This is a genomic window from Prauserella marina (genome assembly GCF_002240355.1).
Classification (GTDB): Bacteria; Actinomycetota; Actinomycetes; order Mycobacteriales; family Pseudonocardiaceae; genus Prauserella_A; species Prauserella_A marina.
On record NZ_CP016353.1, the window covers coordinates 3,949,977 to 3,965,123 of the forward strand.

13 protein-coding genes are annotated in these 15,147 nt (G+C 66.3%); 7 read left to right on the forward strand and 6 right to left on the reverse strand.

Going from position 1 to position 15,147, the window contains the following annotated elements; genetic code table 11:
* Nucleotides 1–164 precede the first annotated feature (164 nt).
* Complete coding sequence (locus BAY61_RS18575) at nucleotides 165–806, reverse strand: TetR/AcrR family transcriptional regulator (protein WP_091808903.1); 642 nt, start codon at nucleotides 804–806, stop codon at nucleotides 165–167.
* A 68-nt stretch (nucleotides 807–874) separates the two neighbouring features.
* Here BAY61_RS18575 and BAY61_RS18580 point away from each other — a divergent pair, with 68 nt between their 5' ends.
* Together BAY61_RS18580 and BAY61_RS33915 are read left to right on the forward strand one after the other, a co-directional pair.
* Entirely contained in the window at nucleotides 875–1,369 is a 495-nt protein-coding gene (locus tag BAY61_RS18580; RefSeq protein ID WP_091808905.1) for a hypothetical protein, read from the forward strand.
* 922 nt (nucleotides 1,370–2,291) lie between these two features.
* Nucleotides 2,292–2,612, forward strand: a complete 321-nt coding sequence (locus BAY61_RS33915) for an NUDIX domain-containing protein (protein ID WP_091808906.1) — start codon at nucleotides 2,292–2,294, stop codon at nucleotides 2,610–2,612.
* Nucleotides 2,613–2,627: 15 nt separating this feature from the next.
* On the opposite strand, the gene BAY61_RS18590 is transcribed toward BAY61_RS33915, so the two are convergent.
* Nucleotides 2,628–3,203: a TetR/AcrR family transcriptional regulator gene (locus tag BAY61_RS18590; RefSeq protein WP_091808908.1), complete on the reverse strand. Its 576-nt coding sequence runs from the start codon at nucleotides 3,201–3,203 to the stop codon at nucleotides 2,628–2,630.
* A gap of 102 nt (nucleotides 3,204–3,305) precedes the next feature.
* Between BAY61_RS18590 and BAY61_RS18595 the strand changes: the two genes are divergently transcribed.
* Nucleotides 3,306–4,370, forward strand: coding sequence for an ABC transporter permease family protein (locus tag BAY61_RS18595; protein ID WP_091808909.1), 1,065 nt, complete (start codon nucleotides 3,306–3,308; stop codon nucleotides 4,368–4,370).
* A gap of 186 nt (nucleotides 4,371–4,556) precedes the next feature.
* Here BAY61_RS18595 and BAY61_RS18600 read toward each other — a convergent pair whose 3' ends face one another.
* The 4 genes from BAY61_RS18600 to BAY61_RS18615 form a co-directional block, all read right to left on the reverse strand.
* A complete protein-coding gene (locus BAY61_RS18600) occupies nucleotides 4,557–5,462 on the reverse strand; it encodes an L-tyrosine/L-tryptophan isonitrile synthase family protein (RefSeq protein ID WP_091808911.1) in 906 nt (301 codons plus the stop codon).
* Between the two features lie 69 nt (nucleotides 5,463–5,531).
* Nucleotides 5,532–6,752, reverse strand: coding sequence for a cytochrome P450 family protein (locus tag BAY61_RS18605; RefSeq protein WP_091808913.1), 1,221 nt, complete (start codon nucleotides 6,750–6,752; stop codon nucleotides 5,532–5,534).
* A 17-nt stretch (nucleotides 6,753–6,769) separates the two neighbouring features.
* Nucleotides 6,770–8,587 (reverse strand): asparagine synthase (glutamine-hydrolyzing), encoded by a 1,818-nt coding sequence (asnB, locus tag BAY61_RS18610; RefSeq protein ID WP_091808915.1) that lies wholly within the window; start codon nucleotides 8,585–8,587, stop codon nucleotides 6,770–6,772.
* Between the two features lie 11 nt (nucleotides 8,588–8,598).
* On the reverse strand, nucleotides 8,599–9,945 hold the full coding sequence (locus BAY61_RS18615) for an MFS transporter (RefSeq protein ID WP_091808917.1): 1,347 nt from the start codon (nucleotides 9,943–9,945) through the stop codon (nucleotides 8,599–8,601).
* A gap of 387 nt (nucleotides 9,946–10,332) precedes the next feature.
* Between BAY61_RS18615 and BAY61_RS18620 the strand changes: the two genes are divergently transcribed.
* The 4 genes from BAY61_RS18620 (at nucleotide 10,333) to BAY61_RS18635 (ending at nucleotide 15,100) form a co-directional block, all read left to right on the forward strand.
* Nucleotides 10,333–11,136: an ABC transporter substrate-binding protein gene (locus BAY61_RS18620; RefSeq protein ID WP_245865216.1), complete on the forward strand. Its 804-nt coding sequence runs from the start codon at nucleotides 10,333–10,335 to the stop codon at nucleotides 11,134–11,136.
* Complete coding sequence (locus BAY61_RS18625; protein WP_091808920.1) at nucleotides 11,133–12,191, forward strand: FecCD family ABC transporter permease; 1,059 nt, start codon at nucleotides 11,133–11,135, stop codon at nucleotides 12,189–12,191. Before BAY61_RS18620 ends, BAY61_RS18625 begins: the two co-directional genes overlap by 4 nt.
* A complete protein-coding gene (locus BAY61_RS18630) occupies nucleotides 12,188–12,958 on the forward strand; it encodes an ABC transporter ATP-binding protein (RefSeq protein WP_091808922.1) in 771 nt (256 codons plus the stop codon). Before BAY61_RS18625 ends, BAY61_RS18630 begins: the two co-directional genes overlap by 4 nt.
* Before the next feature lie 1,227 nt (nucleotides 12,959–14,185).
* The gene (locus BAY61_RS18635; RefSeq protein ID WP_245865220.1) at nucleotides 14,186–15,100 is read left to right on the forward strand and encodes an ABC transporter substrate-binding protein; all 915 of its coding nucleotides are present in this window, start codon (nucleotides 14,186–14,188) and stop codon (nucleotides 15,098–15,100) included.
* Nucleotides 15,101–15,147 lie beyond the last annotated feature (47 nt).

Consider the following 15,147-nt stretch of genomic DNA (forward strand, 5'->3'; position numbering starts at 1 on the left):
ACTCTCCGCATGGCGGCGGTCAGCAAGGACGACATCCGCACACGGCGGACCTACAGGCCGAGCCCGGTGGCGCCGCCCTGCTGGTTGCCCATGAGACCAGGACGATCAGTCGTCCGGCGCGACGGCAGGTTCCCGTGGTGCCGGGAAGCAATCGTAGTGCCCATTCAGATCTTAGATTCCTGACCCGGCAGCTCGTCAATTGCCAGAGCAAGGTAACGATCGAGAAGCCGCGGTCCCGCTTCGGCCGCTTCCTCTGACTCCATATCCGCAAGTTGCAGCGAGAGTCCGTCCAACAAGGACTGAAGAAGTATCGCGTCCGCCTCCGAGCCCGGCGCGGGACGCACCGCGCCAGTAGCTGAAACGGAACCCCCCCTCCTCGCAACGACAATACGTGAATACAGCTCATTCAGCTTCAAGTTCGTCCGCCGCTTCAAGTCCGCAAGCATCGGATCGGTCGCGGCGTGGGCCACGAATGCGAGCCAGATCGCGTGTTCGCGACGGCGCTCGACATCCAGCGGCAACAGCTCCAGCAAGATCTCGCGGGTCCACTCGCGAATTTCTCCCCAACGTGGCACCGCGGCAAGGCGCTGCTCGACCTGCGCTGACGTCCACTCCATGGCGTATCGGATCATCTCGACCCGAGTGGAGAAGTGATACTGCACCGTCCCGCCACTCACCCCAGCCTCCGCCGCGACAGCTCGCACGCTGACACCGGCGATTCCCTCGCGAGCAACGACACGCGTGAGCGCCTGCGCGACCCTTCGCTTGCCGTCTTCCGCTCTGCCGCCACCCATTACGTCACCCATAGGCTCATCTTACGTTAGTAAGGTATAGTCTTACAAACGTAAGGGGCATGCGACCAAGGAGACATGCTATGTCCACCGAGCAATCACAGTCGATACGCAATCAACGGCTACCTGACCAATCGGGCAGGCAGCGTCCGCGGGGAACTATCGCTTCACTCATATTCAGTATCGCCACCCTCGCCTTGTTCACCTGGCAACTCTCCGGGCTCGTCAACAACGAAACACAATTCCAGGCTCTCAATCCGCTGCTCGCCCCGATATGGAAGATCATCATCGTGGCATGTCTGGCAGCCGTGGTGGTCTGCGTCCTCATCGCGCGGGCGATGAGCCAATGGACGAGCGCCATCGCGGCAGTCAACGCACTGGCGAACTTGGCATTCGCGGGTGTGATCATCACACTTGCGCTCATGGGTGAATTGTTCGCGCCGGGACCCACCGCCGAATTCGGACCAGGCACTGACTGGGCCGATCTGAGGGAGATTTTCATCCTACTGGTAGTCGGGGTCGCACTCTGGAACAGCTCCGATGGAGTACGCAGGACGCGCGACCAGAAAACGGGATAGTCACGGTATTCTCCGTTACCGCCGGTATTCACCGCAGCCGTTCGGAGCGCGTACTCCACACCGAGTTCCGTTCGCCGTCACATCGCGTCAAGAGACTTGGCTTGGCGCGCGACAGACACGAATTGGTCTCGCTGACGGGGAAGCCGAAGCGACTACGCGATGCCGTTGGAGCCAAAAAGAGCTGACCGATCAACGTCAGGCGGCATAGCGATGAAATATCTGCGCGACGAGGGCGCCGAGTTCTCCGGATACGCTGTTGGTGCACTTTTTACCAGTATCAATACCGTCACCTGCAGCACTTGGTAAATCGATTCGATTGGTTCGGCGGCATCAGCGGCCACTGTCCCCACGGCGATCCGTTCGCGTAGCTCGTACTCGGCGCACGCACCCCTGAACCGTGAGGTGTGACGGCGACCGTGCACGCGACGAGAGCGGGTAGTGCGGGGGCTTACTCGCCGGGGAACAATGTGGCGAAACCGGAGGCGCGCGCGAGGGTGAGCGTTGCCCCGTCAAGGTCGAAGATCCGGCGCTGCTGTTAACGAGGATGAGGTCATCCGCGGCAAGGTTCGGCATCTTCAGTGGTTGGCCACCCTTCGTCAACATGTCGCGATGTATATCCTAAATAGACGGATGAGTTACCGGGCGGCGTATGTCCCTCTCACTAGCGACACTCCCCTGTCCGCGGCACACCGGCTTAGGTGAACGTGGCCGGTTCTGGGGCGCCAGCGACGTCTTCTCAGCGCCGCAACACGAACAACGACACCACGGCGGCAGCGATTCAGTGGGTTCCCGTTCCACGCGACCGTCGCCCATTTCCGTACTGCGCCGTCTTTGGGGGTTGTGTTGACCGCGCAGTGGTCGTGGACCACGACCAGGTGTTGTTGGGACTGAGGCATTCGGACCGTGCGTCGTTTCCGGGCGCGTGGGATCCGCCAGGCGACATGTCGAACCAGGCGAATCGCCTCGCCAAGCCCTGCGCCGCGAACTGCGGGAGGAGCTGGGCATTGACGTGGTTCATGGAGCGCGACTTCGACTCACTCGCGCTGGCGCACCCGTCCTACGTGCCCCTTCTTCGGGACGCACTCAGTACTTGATTTTTCGGCCGCGAGTTCGTGCAGACTCAATCGGAACGACGCCAGTCGTAACTGACAACGGCTCGGCCGGGCTCCTCGGCCGATCGCGCCGGCGGCGCCCACCAATGCTCCGCCTGCCATCGATAACCAGTCTTCCCGCGGGCCGGTAGATCACGTCGGGAGCGTTACCTGTCGGCGAGTGCTCGCAGTCCGGCGATGTGGACGTCGATCATCCACTCGCACTGATCGGGCAACAGCTTCATGGTCAGCTCGGGTAAGGGGCGAGACAGGGCGACGAGACCGGCCACGAACCGGTGGGGATCGAGGTCGCCTGGCGCGAATCCCTGCGCGGCCGCCTTCTTGAGAAGACGCTCGACGGGACGCAGGTCGCGTTCCCTCATCTGCCGCAGAAAGGCATCCACACGCCCTTCGGCGACCGCGAACTCCGAACCACTCGATGCCAGCGGTGCGATACCGGTCGCGACGAGACGGTGGATCGCCCCCTTCCACGCGGCCTCGGGATTGTCGTCCCATCGCGCGATGCGCTCCTCGACGATGGCGAGCGTGGCTTCATGAAGTTGCTCGACCGCCGTCGTGATCAGCGACTCACGGTCCGGGAAGTGGCGGTGCAAGGTTGCCACCCCGACGTTGGCGCGTGCGGCGATGGAGCGGAGCGACACATCGAAGTTCCCCTGGGCTCGGAACAGTTCGAGCGCTGCCTCGACGATGCCGTCGCGGTTGGCTCTGGCGTCTGCCCTCACGACATACCTCCATCAACTGCCCTGCTTGCCACCCTTGCATGTGGAACACTACACTCCACTTATAAATGGAGCACAGTGTTCCACTTATATTGAAGGAGAGCCATGGTTCCGACGACACCCACCACGCGGCACAGAGTGTCCAGCGACTGGCTCAAAGTGCTCGCGCTGACCCTCGGGCTGCCGGTCATCATCGCGCTGATGCTGTACGCCTTCCTCGCGCCCAGCATCAACTCGGGACCGAAGGAGCTTCCTGTCGCCGTGGCAGGCCCCACCACCGAACTGACCCCGCTGGAACAGGCACTGCGGTCCAACTCCCCCGACGCCTTCGCGTTCCAACGCCACGACAGGGCCGCCGACGTCGAGGCCGCAATCACCAACCGCGAAGCCATCGGCGGGATCGTCATCCAGAGCTCCGGGCACGTGACGCTATACACCGCCGCCGGCAACGGGACGCCCTACGTCGAGCTGATGAACACGATCGCCACCAGCCTGCAGGCGCAGGGTCAGAGCGTGGAGACCATCGAGCTCGCACCCTTGACCGAGGACGACCCCACCGGGATCGGGCTCGCGATGCTCGGCCTGCCACTGGCCTTCGGAGGCATGGCCTCCGCCGCGCTGATGATCTTCCTCCTCCGGGGAAAGACACTGCAAACCCTGGTCGGCCTGACGGCGACCAGCATCGCCGCAGGGATCGTCGTGACGACCATCCTGCGATCCGGATACGGCTCGTTCGATGCCGACCACGTCGTCGCATCACTCGCGATCGCCGCAGGCGTGGCTGCGACATCGTTCTTCGTCGCGGGGCTCGGCGCCGTGATTGGCATACGAGCGATCGGCCTCGGCGCGATCCTCACGATCTTCATCGCCAACCCACTCTCCGGCTTGGCGACAGGATGGTGGTGGCTACCCCAACCATTCGGGGAGATCGGTCAGCACATGCCCATCGGCGCCGCCGGGCAGCTGCTGCGTTCCCTCGCCTACTTCGACGGCAACGGTGCAAACGGAGCCTGGACCACGCTCATCATCTGGATTCTCGCCGGAACCACACTCATCGTCGCCGCAGGCTTCCGGAAACGCCAACACCCCGAGACACCTCCAGCAGAGCACCACGACAAACCAGAGGGCGACACACCCACTCGCTCTCGCCAGCTCACCAACTCCGAATAGCCCCTTGACTCGTAGTACCCGATCCCGATCCGCGCCACAACGAGCACCAGCCGCGCGGGAACGCTCAACACCAGAAGCCGGTGAACATGAGGCTCCCGGCGTCGAGCGGACCGCTGACGTCTTAGCGCCCGTGATTCGCCCCACCTCATTGCCAGCACCACTGTTCGAGGTGCGACGACGACACCATCACCGGGCCTGGATGTGATCGGGACGACCGTCGCGGTCGATGATGGCGCCCAGCCGTTCGGCGCGGGCTCGCGGCAGCAATTCGGTGTGGCCGTCCAGGTGCCGGACGAGGCACGAATGCCAGGGTGTCGTCCAGATATCGGGAGCATCGAGCAAACGGATGCCGAACTTCGACGAGCCGACCGGCTGGGGGTGAATGGAAAGCCGGACGGCGTCCGGATACCGGCGCTCGACGACCCGGCCCCACGCGGCGCTGCGCCGGACGACACCATAGGCGCGTTCGCGGCACTGGCGCTGCAAGGCAGAGCGGCTGCCGTTGAAGTACGCGGTGTCCTCAAACAGGAAGCGAGTGATCCCCCGGTACAGCCGCGCCGCCTGCTCATCGCGGCGAACCTCGGCGCGCACCTCGTCGAGCGTCGGGGCGTACTCGGCCTCGATCATGGTTCGCTTGTCGTCGCAGGAGGCACCGCCGAACACATCGCGCAAGTCGAACGTGTCGAACGAGCCGAGTTTCTCGTCGTCGATGAGCGTCCGCAGTTCGGTGGCGTAGGCGTCGATGTGGTCGTCAGGGACGCCGATGAGGTCGCCGAATACGTGGCCGTCGGAGCAGATCAGCAGCCGCACGCCCGGAGCATGCACCTCGGCGATCCGGGTACAGAGGGTGTCCAAGAACCGTAGGGCCAGCCGTTCGCCTGCGTCGGGCAGGCGGCCGAGGACCTTGGCCGGGTTCGGAGACTTGCAGGGGAAGCCGGGCAGTGTGAACACGATCGGTTCGTCGGCGTCGATGAAGGCCTCAAGACGCTCCAATTGCGGGGTGAATGCGGACGGCGGGGCGATGCCCCTACCGCGGCGGTGAGGCAGCAACAGGCCGAGGACGTCCTCGGCGACGACGGTGGTGGCAACCATGCGGGCACTCCAGGTGGGCACGACGGTATGGCGCCGCGAGGGGTCGCGGCGCCATACCTGGGGCGAGGGTCAGTCGGTGATGACGGGAAGGCTGCTCACACCGCGGCCGAGGACAGCGGGAACCCACTGCAGCTCCGCGTCGGGGATGGCGAGGCGAAACGCGGGAAGCCGATCGAGCAGAGTGGCAAGGGCGATCTGCAACTCGGTGCGGGCGAGGGCGGCACCGGGACAGAAGTGGATGCCGTGACCGAACGCCAGGTGCGAGTTGGGGCTACGGTCGAAATCCAGATCATCGGGGTTCGGGAAGCGTTCGGGGTCGCGGTTGGCGGCGCAGAGCGACACGATGATCGAGTCTCCGGCCGGGACCGCACGGCCGTGGAGTTCATCGCCTTCGCGAAAGAACCGCCAGGTGGTCAGCTCGAATGCGCTGTCGTAGCGCAGGAGTTCCTCCACGGCCCGGGGAAGCAGCTCCGGATCGGCACGGAGCCGGGCGAGGTGTGCGGGGTGGCGCAGCAGCGCAACGAGCATGGTGGTGATCTGGTTGGTGACCGGCTCCTGACCGGCGACCAGGAGCTGGAAGATCATCGAGTCCAGCTCCTCCTTGCTCAGGATGCCGGCTTCGTGCGCGTCGACGAGTCCGGCGAGCAGGTCGTCGCCGCCGCTGGCGCGTTTGTCCGCGGTCACGGCGGCGATGTAGGTCTGCAGCTCGTGCAGCAGGCGCTCGTATTCCGGGCGGCGCGGGTCCTTCGGGCCGACCGGGGCGACGACCTTGCCCCATTCGCGGCGGAACTCCTTTGCCAGAGCTGGGGGCAGGCCGATCGTTTCGGCCAGCACCAGGAACGGGAACTTCGCGGCGAACAATGCGACGAGGTCGAACGGGCCGTCGGCCGGGAACTCCGCGACGAGACCATCGGCGATCTCCTGGAACCGTCCTCGCAGAGCGCCCACGCGCCGGGGTGCGAATGCGTCCAGGACGAGCTTGCGCATGGTCGTGTGCTTGGGCGGGTCCTGGTGCAGCAGGTGCACCTGTAGCTGGGAATGCTGTGGTTCGGGCATGATCGAGGCAAGCGCGCGCCAGCCGTCGTTGCCGAGGGCGTGGTTCTTACCGAGACGCCGATCGTTGAGCGTGGCGTGCGCGGCGTCGTACCCGGTGACCAGCCAGGCGTCGACCCCGCTGGGGAACCCGACCCGGTGGACCGGACATTTGTCCCGCATCGCGGTGTAGAGAGGATAGGGGTCGCGTTTGTACTCGGGACCGTGCAGCGGGACGGGTTCCTCGGGCAGCTTCATGGTTTCTCCCTGCGGGCTCACAGCGCGATGGCCGGGTTGTGGTGGTCGAGCCAGAGGGCGAGGTCCACGACGCGCTCCAAGCGCAGTCGGTGCCCCCATTCGAGGCGGTCGGCTTGGCTGTCCAGCAGCGGCTTGATCCGCCTCTCGTCCACGATGTCGCGGACCTCACCATCCCGGGTGGACAGTGCGTCGGCGGCCAGTTCCTGAAGCCCGCGGTTGTAGTCGGGGTGGTGGGTGGCCGGGTAGTGATTCTTCGGCCGGGTGAGAACCGACTCGGGGACGAGCCCGGTACCGACGGCGCGCAGCAGACTCTTCTCCCTGCCGTCGAAACTTTTGAGCGCCCAGGGCGCGTTGAACGCGTACTCGATCAGTCGGTGGTCGCAGTACGGGACGCGAACCTCAAGGCCTTGGGCCATGCTGAGGCGGTCCTTGCGGTGCAACAGCTGCCGCAGCCAGCGGGTCAGCGACAGATGCTGCATCTCCCGCTGCCTGTGCTCTTCCGGGGTTTCGTCGTCGAGGTGCGGGACCGCAGCCAGGGCATCGCGGTAGGTGTCGTCGCGGAACGTCGGGATGTCCAGCCTCGCAGCGACGTCGGGGTGAAGCGGCACGGCGGCTTCGTCGCCGGTGACCAGTAGCCACGGGAACGTCGACGCGGCAAGCGCTTTCGGGTTGTGGAACCACGGGTAACCGCCGAACACCTCGTCCGCCGCCTCGCCGGACAAGGCCACGGTGGAGTGCTTCCGGATTTCGCCGAAGAGCAGGTACAGCGACGTGTCCATGTCGCCGACGCCGATCGGCGAGTCCCTGGCGACGACGACGGCCGCGCGGTTGGCCGGGTCCAGCAGCGCCATCGGGTCGAGGACGACGGTCGAGTGGTCGGTGCCGATGAACGCGCCGGCTTCGGCCGCGAAGGGCGTGTCATGGCCGGTACGCAGGACGTCGCCGGTGAACTGCTCGGCCTGGTCGCTGTAGTCGACGGCATAGGAGCGCAGCCGCTCGCCCTCGGTCCGCAGTTCGTCGGCGATCAGCGCGGTGACGACACTGGAGTCGAGACCACCGGACAGGAGGCTGCACAGCGGAACGTCGGCCTCCAGCTGGGTGCGGGAAGCGTGGTCGACCAGCTGCCGGACCCGCTCTATCGTGGCATCCCGGTCGTCGCTGTGGGCTCGTGCTTCCAGTTGCCAGTAACGGGTTTCGGTGATGCCGTCGCGGTTCAGCAGGAGGATGCCACCGGGCTCGACCTCCCGGATGCCCTGCCAGAGGGTGGCGCCGGTGGAGAACAGCAGGCTGTAGGCCTCGCGCAAGCCGTCGGCGTCGACGCGGGGTTCGATTTCAGGGTGGGCGAACAAGGCCTTGGGCTCCGAGGCGAAAGCGAGCCCGCCGTCGATCTCCGCCCAGAACAGTGGTTTCACGCCGAGCCGGTCGCGCACGAGCACCAGCTGCTGACGGGGGCCGTCCCACACGGCGAAGGCGAACATGCCACGTAGCTGCTTCGCCAGCCCTGGTCCCCATTCCTGGTAGGCGCGGAGCACGACTTCGGTGTCGCCGCGGGTGCGGAAATCACGGCCTCGACGGCGCAGCTCGGCACGCAGTTCGTGGTGGTTGTAGATCTCGCCGCTGAAGCTGAGGACGACGCCTCCCGCGATCATCGGCTGAACGCCGCCTTCGAGGTCGAGAACCGACAGCCGCCGGTGCCCGAGCGCGGCGTGCGCGTCCAGCCAATTGCCCTCCGCGTCGGGGCCACGCGGGGACAGGGTCGCGGTCATCGCGTCCAGCACAGGCGCGAGCGTGGTGGCGTCCCGGTGGTAGGACGCCCAGCCGGTGATTCCGCACATGGTGGTTCCTTTCAGGAGTGGGCCGGCACAGCCGGGCGGAGCGCTAGCAGGGGCACGGCAGCGCAGGCGGCGACGGCGGCGAAGACAAGTCCGGGGAGGACGTTCGGGCCATACCCGCTCAGCGCCCAGGTCGTGGTGGCGAGAGCAGGGCCGAGGGTGAAGCCCAGGCTGCGGCCGAGCTGGACGACCGCACCGGCGGTGTTCATTCGCTCGGGTGCGGCCGTGGTGAGCACGAGCAGCTGGGCGGGACCTCCGTAGAGGCCCATCCCGGCGCCGGCTATCGCGAGCCGCCAAGCGATGTCGGCGGGGTACCAGGCGTCACCGAGCGGGAGCAGCAGGAGCAGGCCCGCCGCGGTCAGCGCCGCACCGGTGACGGCGGTGGGGCGGGTGCCCCAGCGGTCGGCCAGCTTGCCGCCGACCGGGCCCAGGATCGCCATCGCCGCGGAGAAGACCAGGATGGTCGCCCCGGTCTCCGCCGCCGTGATCCCGTCGGTGCGCTGCAAACGCAGGGCGACGAGGTAGTTCATCGCGGCGAACGCCGCGGCCAGAGCCAGTACCGCGAGCGTCGCTCGGCGCGGACCTGGGTTCCGCAGCAGGCCACGCACCGGTTCGGCGCTTGAACCCCACGCCCAGAGCACAAGCGTTGGCACTGCGACGGCAAGCAGGAACAGCCAGCGCCGATCTTCTCCGCCGAGGGTCAAGGCCAGCAGGGCAGCCGTCAAGGCGACACCCGCGAGCGCACCGTCGGCCAGGGACCGCCGGTCCGGAGCCCGCAGCGCGTCGCCGTGCGGCGCGTACCGCCGCGTGAGCAGGAAAGCCAGGACGCAGAACGGGATCTTGACCAGGAAGATCACCCGCCAGCCGAACGCGTCCACCAGCAGCCCGCCGACCGCGGGCCCGAGGACTGCACCCAGCGGGCCCAGCGTGGCGGGCACGCTCATCGCGCGACCGCGGGCCTCGGGCCGCACAGCCCGGGCAGCGGCGACAGGCATGAGCACGAACAGCACCGCGCCGAAGACCCCTTGCCCCACACGGGAAGCGGACAGCCATCCGAACCACGGAGACGCCGCGGAAAAGACGCTGAACGCGACGAACCCGGTCAGCGCGACCAGCAGTGCGGGCCGCAGGCCGACCTGGTCGAGCCACCGCCCGGCCGGCAGCAGCAGCGCCACCACCGGCAGCTGGTAGCCCAGCGCCGCCCACTGCGCGGCGCCCGGGGAGATCTCGAAGGCACGCGAGATATCGGCCAGCCCGAGGTTGACGATGTTCATGTCGAGCATGGCGACGAACGACACGAGGCCGGCGACCGCAACCAGCGGCCAGCAGTCCTTTTTGGACGAATGCAAACGTGACGGCATGACGGAAGTTCTCCCATCGAGGTCCGGATTCGGACCTCGATTAGAGAAGTCGATCACTCGACGGAGTGAGTTCCGAAAAGCCCCCTGTGAGTTGGATCACTGGACAGTTCGAAGGCCACGTGGGAACCGAGCCACCCTTTCGTGCGACCACTGCTCTTGGAACATCGATGACGCCGAGGGAGAAAACCGGTGAGAGCACTGCGCTGGACCGCCGCGACGGTGGCCATCCTTTTCGGACTGACAGCGTGCGGCAGTACCGACCCGGCTACGCCCGCGGCGGCACCGTCTTCGGCTGCGCCCAACTCAACGAACATGGGCGGGCACCCACAAGCCCCGGCCTGCCCGCGACCACCACAGTTCTCAGAGCCGCCAAAGCGGGTGGTCACAATGGACGGTGGCGCCGCTGCGATTCTCGAACGGCTGGGTGTCGGCGACAAAATCGTCGGCACCGCCGCGCCGGATTTCTTCAGGGCCTTCACCGGAGACGAAGCGGCGAAGCTAGCCAAGATCAAAGTGATCGACCCAGGGCAGGGCAGCGCCGAAGCCGTGATCGCAGCCGAGCCCGATCTCGTGGTCGGGATCTCCAGCTACAGCTTCGGCGGATTCGACGGCACACCGACCGTGGACCAGCTCGCCAAAGCCGGCGCGAAGTCGCTGGTCGCATGCGACACCGCAAAGGGCGTCGCGGTCACGGACCTGACCGCGACGACGACGTTCATCACGCGGGCGGCCGAGGTCTTCGGGGTCGAACAGCGCGGCGCCGAGTTGGTTTCGCAGATCACGACGACGGTCGACAAGGCCAAGAGCAGCTCGGGCAGGCGGGTCCTCGCGTTGTCGGCCCCGCCTGCGGCCGGGCAGCCGGTGATGGCCCAAGGCGGCACCGGACTTGCCAATGGTGTGATCGCGGTAGCAGGTGGAAAGAACATCGCCGAGGACGCCATGCAGGACTTCGCGAGTCTCAGCGCCGAAGAGGTCGTCGAGCGCGACCCCCAGGCAATCGTCGTGATTTCCGGCTTCTCACCGAGCAGCGACGAGGAGCTGTTGAATTCGATCCGCAGCAGCCCGGTGCTCGCAGGGACGAGCGCGGTGAAGGAGAACCGGTTTGTCGTGGTACCGCAAAGCATCCTGCTTTCGCCGAGCGTACTCAACGGTGACGCGGTCGCGAAGATCGCCGAAGCCCTCGACAAGTGACAGAGCGCCGTGGGAGCGGTGTACTCGGCGGGATCCCTGTCGCAGTGGTCCTGGTCGTACTCGCCGCGGCGCTGGCGGTCTCGGCGGTGGTCGCCGTCGGCCTTGGGCCGGTGGCCATCTCACCCGGTGAGGTGGCGTCCATTGTGGGAGCACACCTCACCGGGCGCGAGACACCAGGACCGTTCGACTTCATCGTGTGGGAGCTGCGCGTGCCGCGGGTCCTGCAGGGTGTCTTCGTCGGTGCCGGACTGGCCGTCGCCGGGCTCCTGACCCAGGCGATGGTCCGAAACCCCCTCGGCGAGCCCTTCATCCTCGGGCTCACTTCGGGCGCGGGCGTCGGCGCCGTTCTGGTCTTGACAACGCTCGGCGCTGGGGTCGCCGGTTTGCTCACCCTGCCGCTGGCCGCGTTCGGCGGCGCGGTCGTCACCGCGCTGGTGGTGTTCGGATTTTCGCGTATCGCGGGGCGGATCCAGGCCGGGCGTATGGTGATGACCGGCATCGCGGTCGGACAGCTACTCGCCGGGGTGATCTCGTTCCTGTTACTCCGTACGCATGATGTCGACGCGCAGCAGCAGATCCTGTTCTGGATTCTCGGCAGCCTTGCCGGCGCGCAGTGGTCGCTGGCCTTGACATGTTCGGCGGTCGTCCTGACGCTGGTGGTCGTGGCGGCGGCGGGCGCTGGCCGACTGAACCTGCTGGTGCTCGGCGACGAGGGCGCCGCGTCCCTCGGCCTCGATGCCGGCCGCGCCCGGGCTGTACTGCTTCTGATCGTCGCGCTGCTGACCGGCACGGTGGTCGCGGTATCGGGCAGCATCGGGTTCATCGGTCTCATCGTGCCGAACCTGACCCGATTGCTGGTCGGAGCCGACCACCGTCGCGCGCTGCCGGTGACGGCGCTGCTCGGTGCGCTCGTCATCGTGTGGGCCGACACCGCCGCGCGGTTGCTGCTGGCGCCGACCGAGCTGCCGATCGGCATTCTCACAGCGGCGATCGGAGTGCCGTTGTTCTTGGTGGTGCTGCGCCGGAGCGCGGCAGGAACAGTGGGTCTGTCGTGAAACTCGTCTTCGACGGCGTCACCGCCGGCTACACCGAAGTCCCTGCGGTACGCGATGTCACGCTGGCGATCGTGCCCGGCGAGTTCGTCGCGGTCGTCGGACCGAACGGCAGCGGGAAATCCACTTTGCTCAAGACCGTCTACCGGGCCTTGCGTCCCCGCACAGGGGCGGTGCTGATCGGGGACGACGACGCGTGGACGGCCCGGCACAACGAGGTCGCCCGTAGGGTCGGTGTACTGGGCCAAGACCAGGCCGGGGGTTACGACTTCACCGCACGGGAAGGGGTGCGGCTCGGTCGATATCCACATCTGGGTGCGTTCGATCGGCTCACCGCCTCCGACGAACACGTCGTCGAGGAAGCGCTTGAACTTACCGGCGCTCACGAGTTCGCGAATCGCCCACTGTCCACATTATCCGGTGGAGAACGACAGCGCGTTCTGCTGGCCAGAGCGCTCGCGCAGCAACCGCAGCTCCTGGTCCTGGACGAGCCGACCAACCACCTGGACCCGGCCCATCAAATCTCGGCACTGAACCTGGTAGCGTCGCTTGGGATAACAGTGATCGCCGCGCTGCACACACTGGACCTCGCCGCCCGGCATGCCACAACGATCGTCGCTCTCAAGGCGGGCACCGTCGCTGCGGCGGGACCGCCGGCAGAGGTGCTGACTCAGGCTGTCTTCCGCGATGTGTTCGAAGTGGACGGTAGCGTCGTGCCCGATCCGGTGGACGGGCGACCTCGGGTACTACTGCGCGAGCTGCCCAGCTGACCGAGCCAGGTCAATAGGACCGGCGCCTTCACCAACGGCCCCAGGCCGGGTCGGTGGACACCTCAAGCCTGAGGAATCGGTTGACATCCGCGGCGAGGCCGACGCGGTCTGAGTTCTGGATCAGCGCCGGGACACCACCACATCGACCGATCATCAGCAGCACGACGTGACCGAACCTGTGTACGGCCGAGCATGAGCCAGAGGCTCGGCCCGCCCCAGCACCGCCGCGAGCGGCGAAGTCAGCCTGCGGTGCCGTGCTCGTCGCGCGCGGCCAACAGGTCCTCGCGAGTGCGGGCGGCGCGGGACCGAATTGTCCCGATAGGACGGTCGCAGATTTCAGCGGCTTCCGCGTAGGAATCGTCGAGAGCCTGGTAAGAACGATGATTTCGCGGCGCTGCGGGTCGAGGTCGTCGAGCAGCAAGTCCGCTTCTACGAGCTCTTCGAACTCGGACCCATGGTGGCGAGCGGATCCTGTTTCGACAGCGGTTCTCCAGTCTGCCGCGCCTCGGTGGCGGGATAACCGGCGGTTATGCCCTATGGCGGCCAACGCGCTGAACAGATGGCGTAGCTCGTCGATGTTCAGTTCGCCAGGCCGCCCCGGACCGGCTCCAATCGATCAGGGATCTCGTGCACCTCGGTATGCGCTGCGACGACAATCCGTCGAACGAGACGACCATGAGCGAGCTGGACGTCGTCTCAACGTTCATCGTCCCGGTGCCGAGGGCGTTCCATATCAACTCGACAAGGATGTCGACGGGCTCGCGTGCGAATCGAATTCGGCGATGACCTTTTCCGTCCATATCGGACTCCACTGTCGTAGTCAACGCCAGAACCGACATGGTCTCCGGCACATTCAGGCGGCCGACATCGTAAAGGCCGATGCGTTCCGCGGTTCGGCCGTTCGTGATCCGACGAGGTCGGCGGTCGCGTGGTCTACGTGTTCACCTCATTTTCCATGCTGTGGTCTGACCGGCAAACCGCGCTGACCTCAGCACGTGATCTTGCGAACTGGTCAGCCGAGATCGTGGCGCTCATCAGGGTTCGTGGCATAAGAACAGATGCGTCAGTCTTGTTCGTGTTGTCGCCGATCGATGGGAAGTTCCGATGTCTGTCCGATCCGTTGGGAAGAAGAGACTGCGCGTCGTCTTGATCTCGGCGTTGGTTGTGGGGTTGTCCGCCTGCGGTGGCCCACCCGATGCGAATCCCGCGGCTTCCGGAGAGGGATCGGTGACGGAAACCAACTGCGGCATCGAGGTCACCGTCGCCGAACCGCCGGAACGGATCTATGCGCTGTATCAACCGGCGGTGGAAACGATCCACGCGCTGGGCCTGAGCGATCGGCTTGTCGGAACCGCCTTCCTCGACGCACAGGTCGTCGAGCCGTATGGCCAGGCGCAAGCGCGGGTCCCCTACGTTCCTGATCTGCCTCAGCGGGAGGCGTTGCTGGCGGCTAATCCCGATTTCGTGCTGGCCGGGTACAACAACGTGTTCGCCACCTCCGGTAACGAGGCGATCGGTACTCGGGCCGAGCTGGCTGAGCTCGGCGTGCGGACGTGGATCAACGCGCCGTTGTGTCCGTCGGAGGACGGGCTCTCCGACGAGGCAATCGATCCGGCCCAAGTCTCGATGGACACGGTCTATCGAGACCTGAACTCACTCGGACGACTGCTGGGTGTGCGGGAACGGGCCGACGAGCTGGTGTCCGAGCTGCGCGCGCAAGTCGCGGCGGTACAGCAGCGGGTGGCGGGAAAGCCGAAACCGAAGGTGGCGATCCTGCTCAACGACGACGACGGCAGCTACCGGGTCGCCTCCGGCATCGACTTCGGCAGCAGGGTGCTGGAAATGGCCGGTGCCGAGAACGCTTTCGGCGACCTCACCAACAAACGGCACGTCGCGGTCTCCAAAGAGGAGCTGATCACCCGCGACCCGGATGTCATTCTCACCTCGACCTGTTGCGACGCCTCCTTCACCGTCGCCGACGGCGAGCCGGACGTGCGACAGATCATGGCCGATCCGGCGTTGTCCGCCAGCACCGCCGTGCGACAGGATCAGGTGTATCCGTTCCTCTTCGCCGACCGTGCGGCAGGTGTCCGCGCGCCACAGGCCGCGGCACGAGTGGCGGATTTGGTCCATCCGGAGTGAGAGGCATCCCGTTCGCACTGCGGTCCCGCGCCACGGCACCGTGGGCG

What these genes read in the sequence shown, in the direction of transcription:
- BAY61_RS18605 (WP_091808913.1), bottom strand. Translation starts at nt 6,752, where the DNA reads ATGAAGCTGCCCGAGGAACCCGTCCCGCTGCACGGTCCCGAGTACAAA.
- BAY61_RS18575 (WP_091808903.1), bottom strand. Translation starts at nt 806, where the DNA reads ATGGGTGACGTAATGGGTGGCGGCAGAGCGGAAGACGGCAAGCGAAGG.
- BAY61_RS18600 (WP_091808911.1), bottom strand. Translation starts at nt 5,462, where the DNA reads ATGGTTGCCACCACCGTCGTCGCCGAGGACGTCCTCGGCCTGTTGCTG.
- BAY61_RS18620 (WP_245865216.1), top strand. Translation starts at nt 10,333, where the DNA reads ATGGACGGTGGCGCCGCTGCGATTCTCGAACGGCTGGGTGTCGGCGAC.
- BAY61_RS18580 (WP_091808905.1), top strand. Translation starts at nt 875, where the DNA reads ATGTCCACCGAGCAATCACAGTCGATACGCAATCAACGGCTACCTGAC.
- asnB (WP_091808915.1), bottom strand. Translation starts at nt 8,587, where the DNA reads ATGTGCGGAATCACCGGCTGGGCGTCCTACCACCGGGACGCCACCACG.
- BAY61_RS18615 (WP_091808917.1), bottom strand. Translation starts at nt 9,945, where the DNA reads ATGCCGTCACGTTTGCATTCGTCCAAAAAGGACTGCTGGCCGCTGGTT.
- BAY61_RS18595 (WP_091808909.1), top strand. Translation starts at nt 3,306, where the DNA reads ATGGTTCCGACGACACCCACCACGCGGCACAGAGTGTCCAGCGACTGG.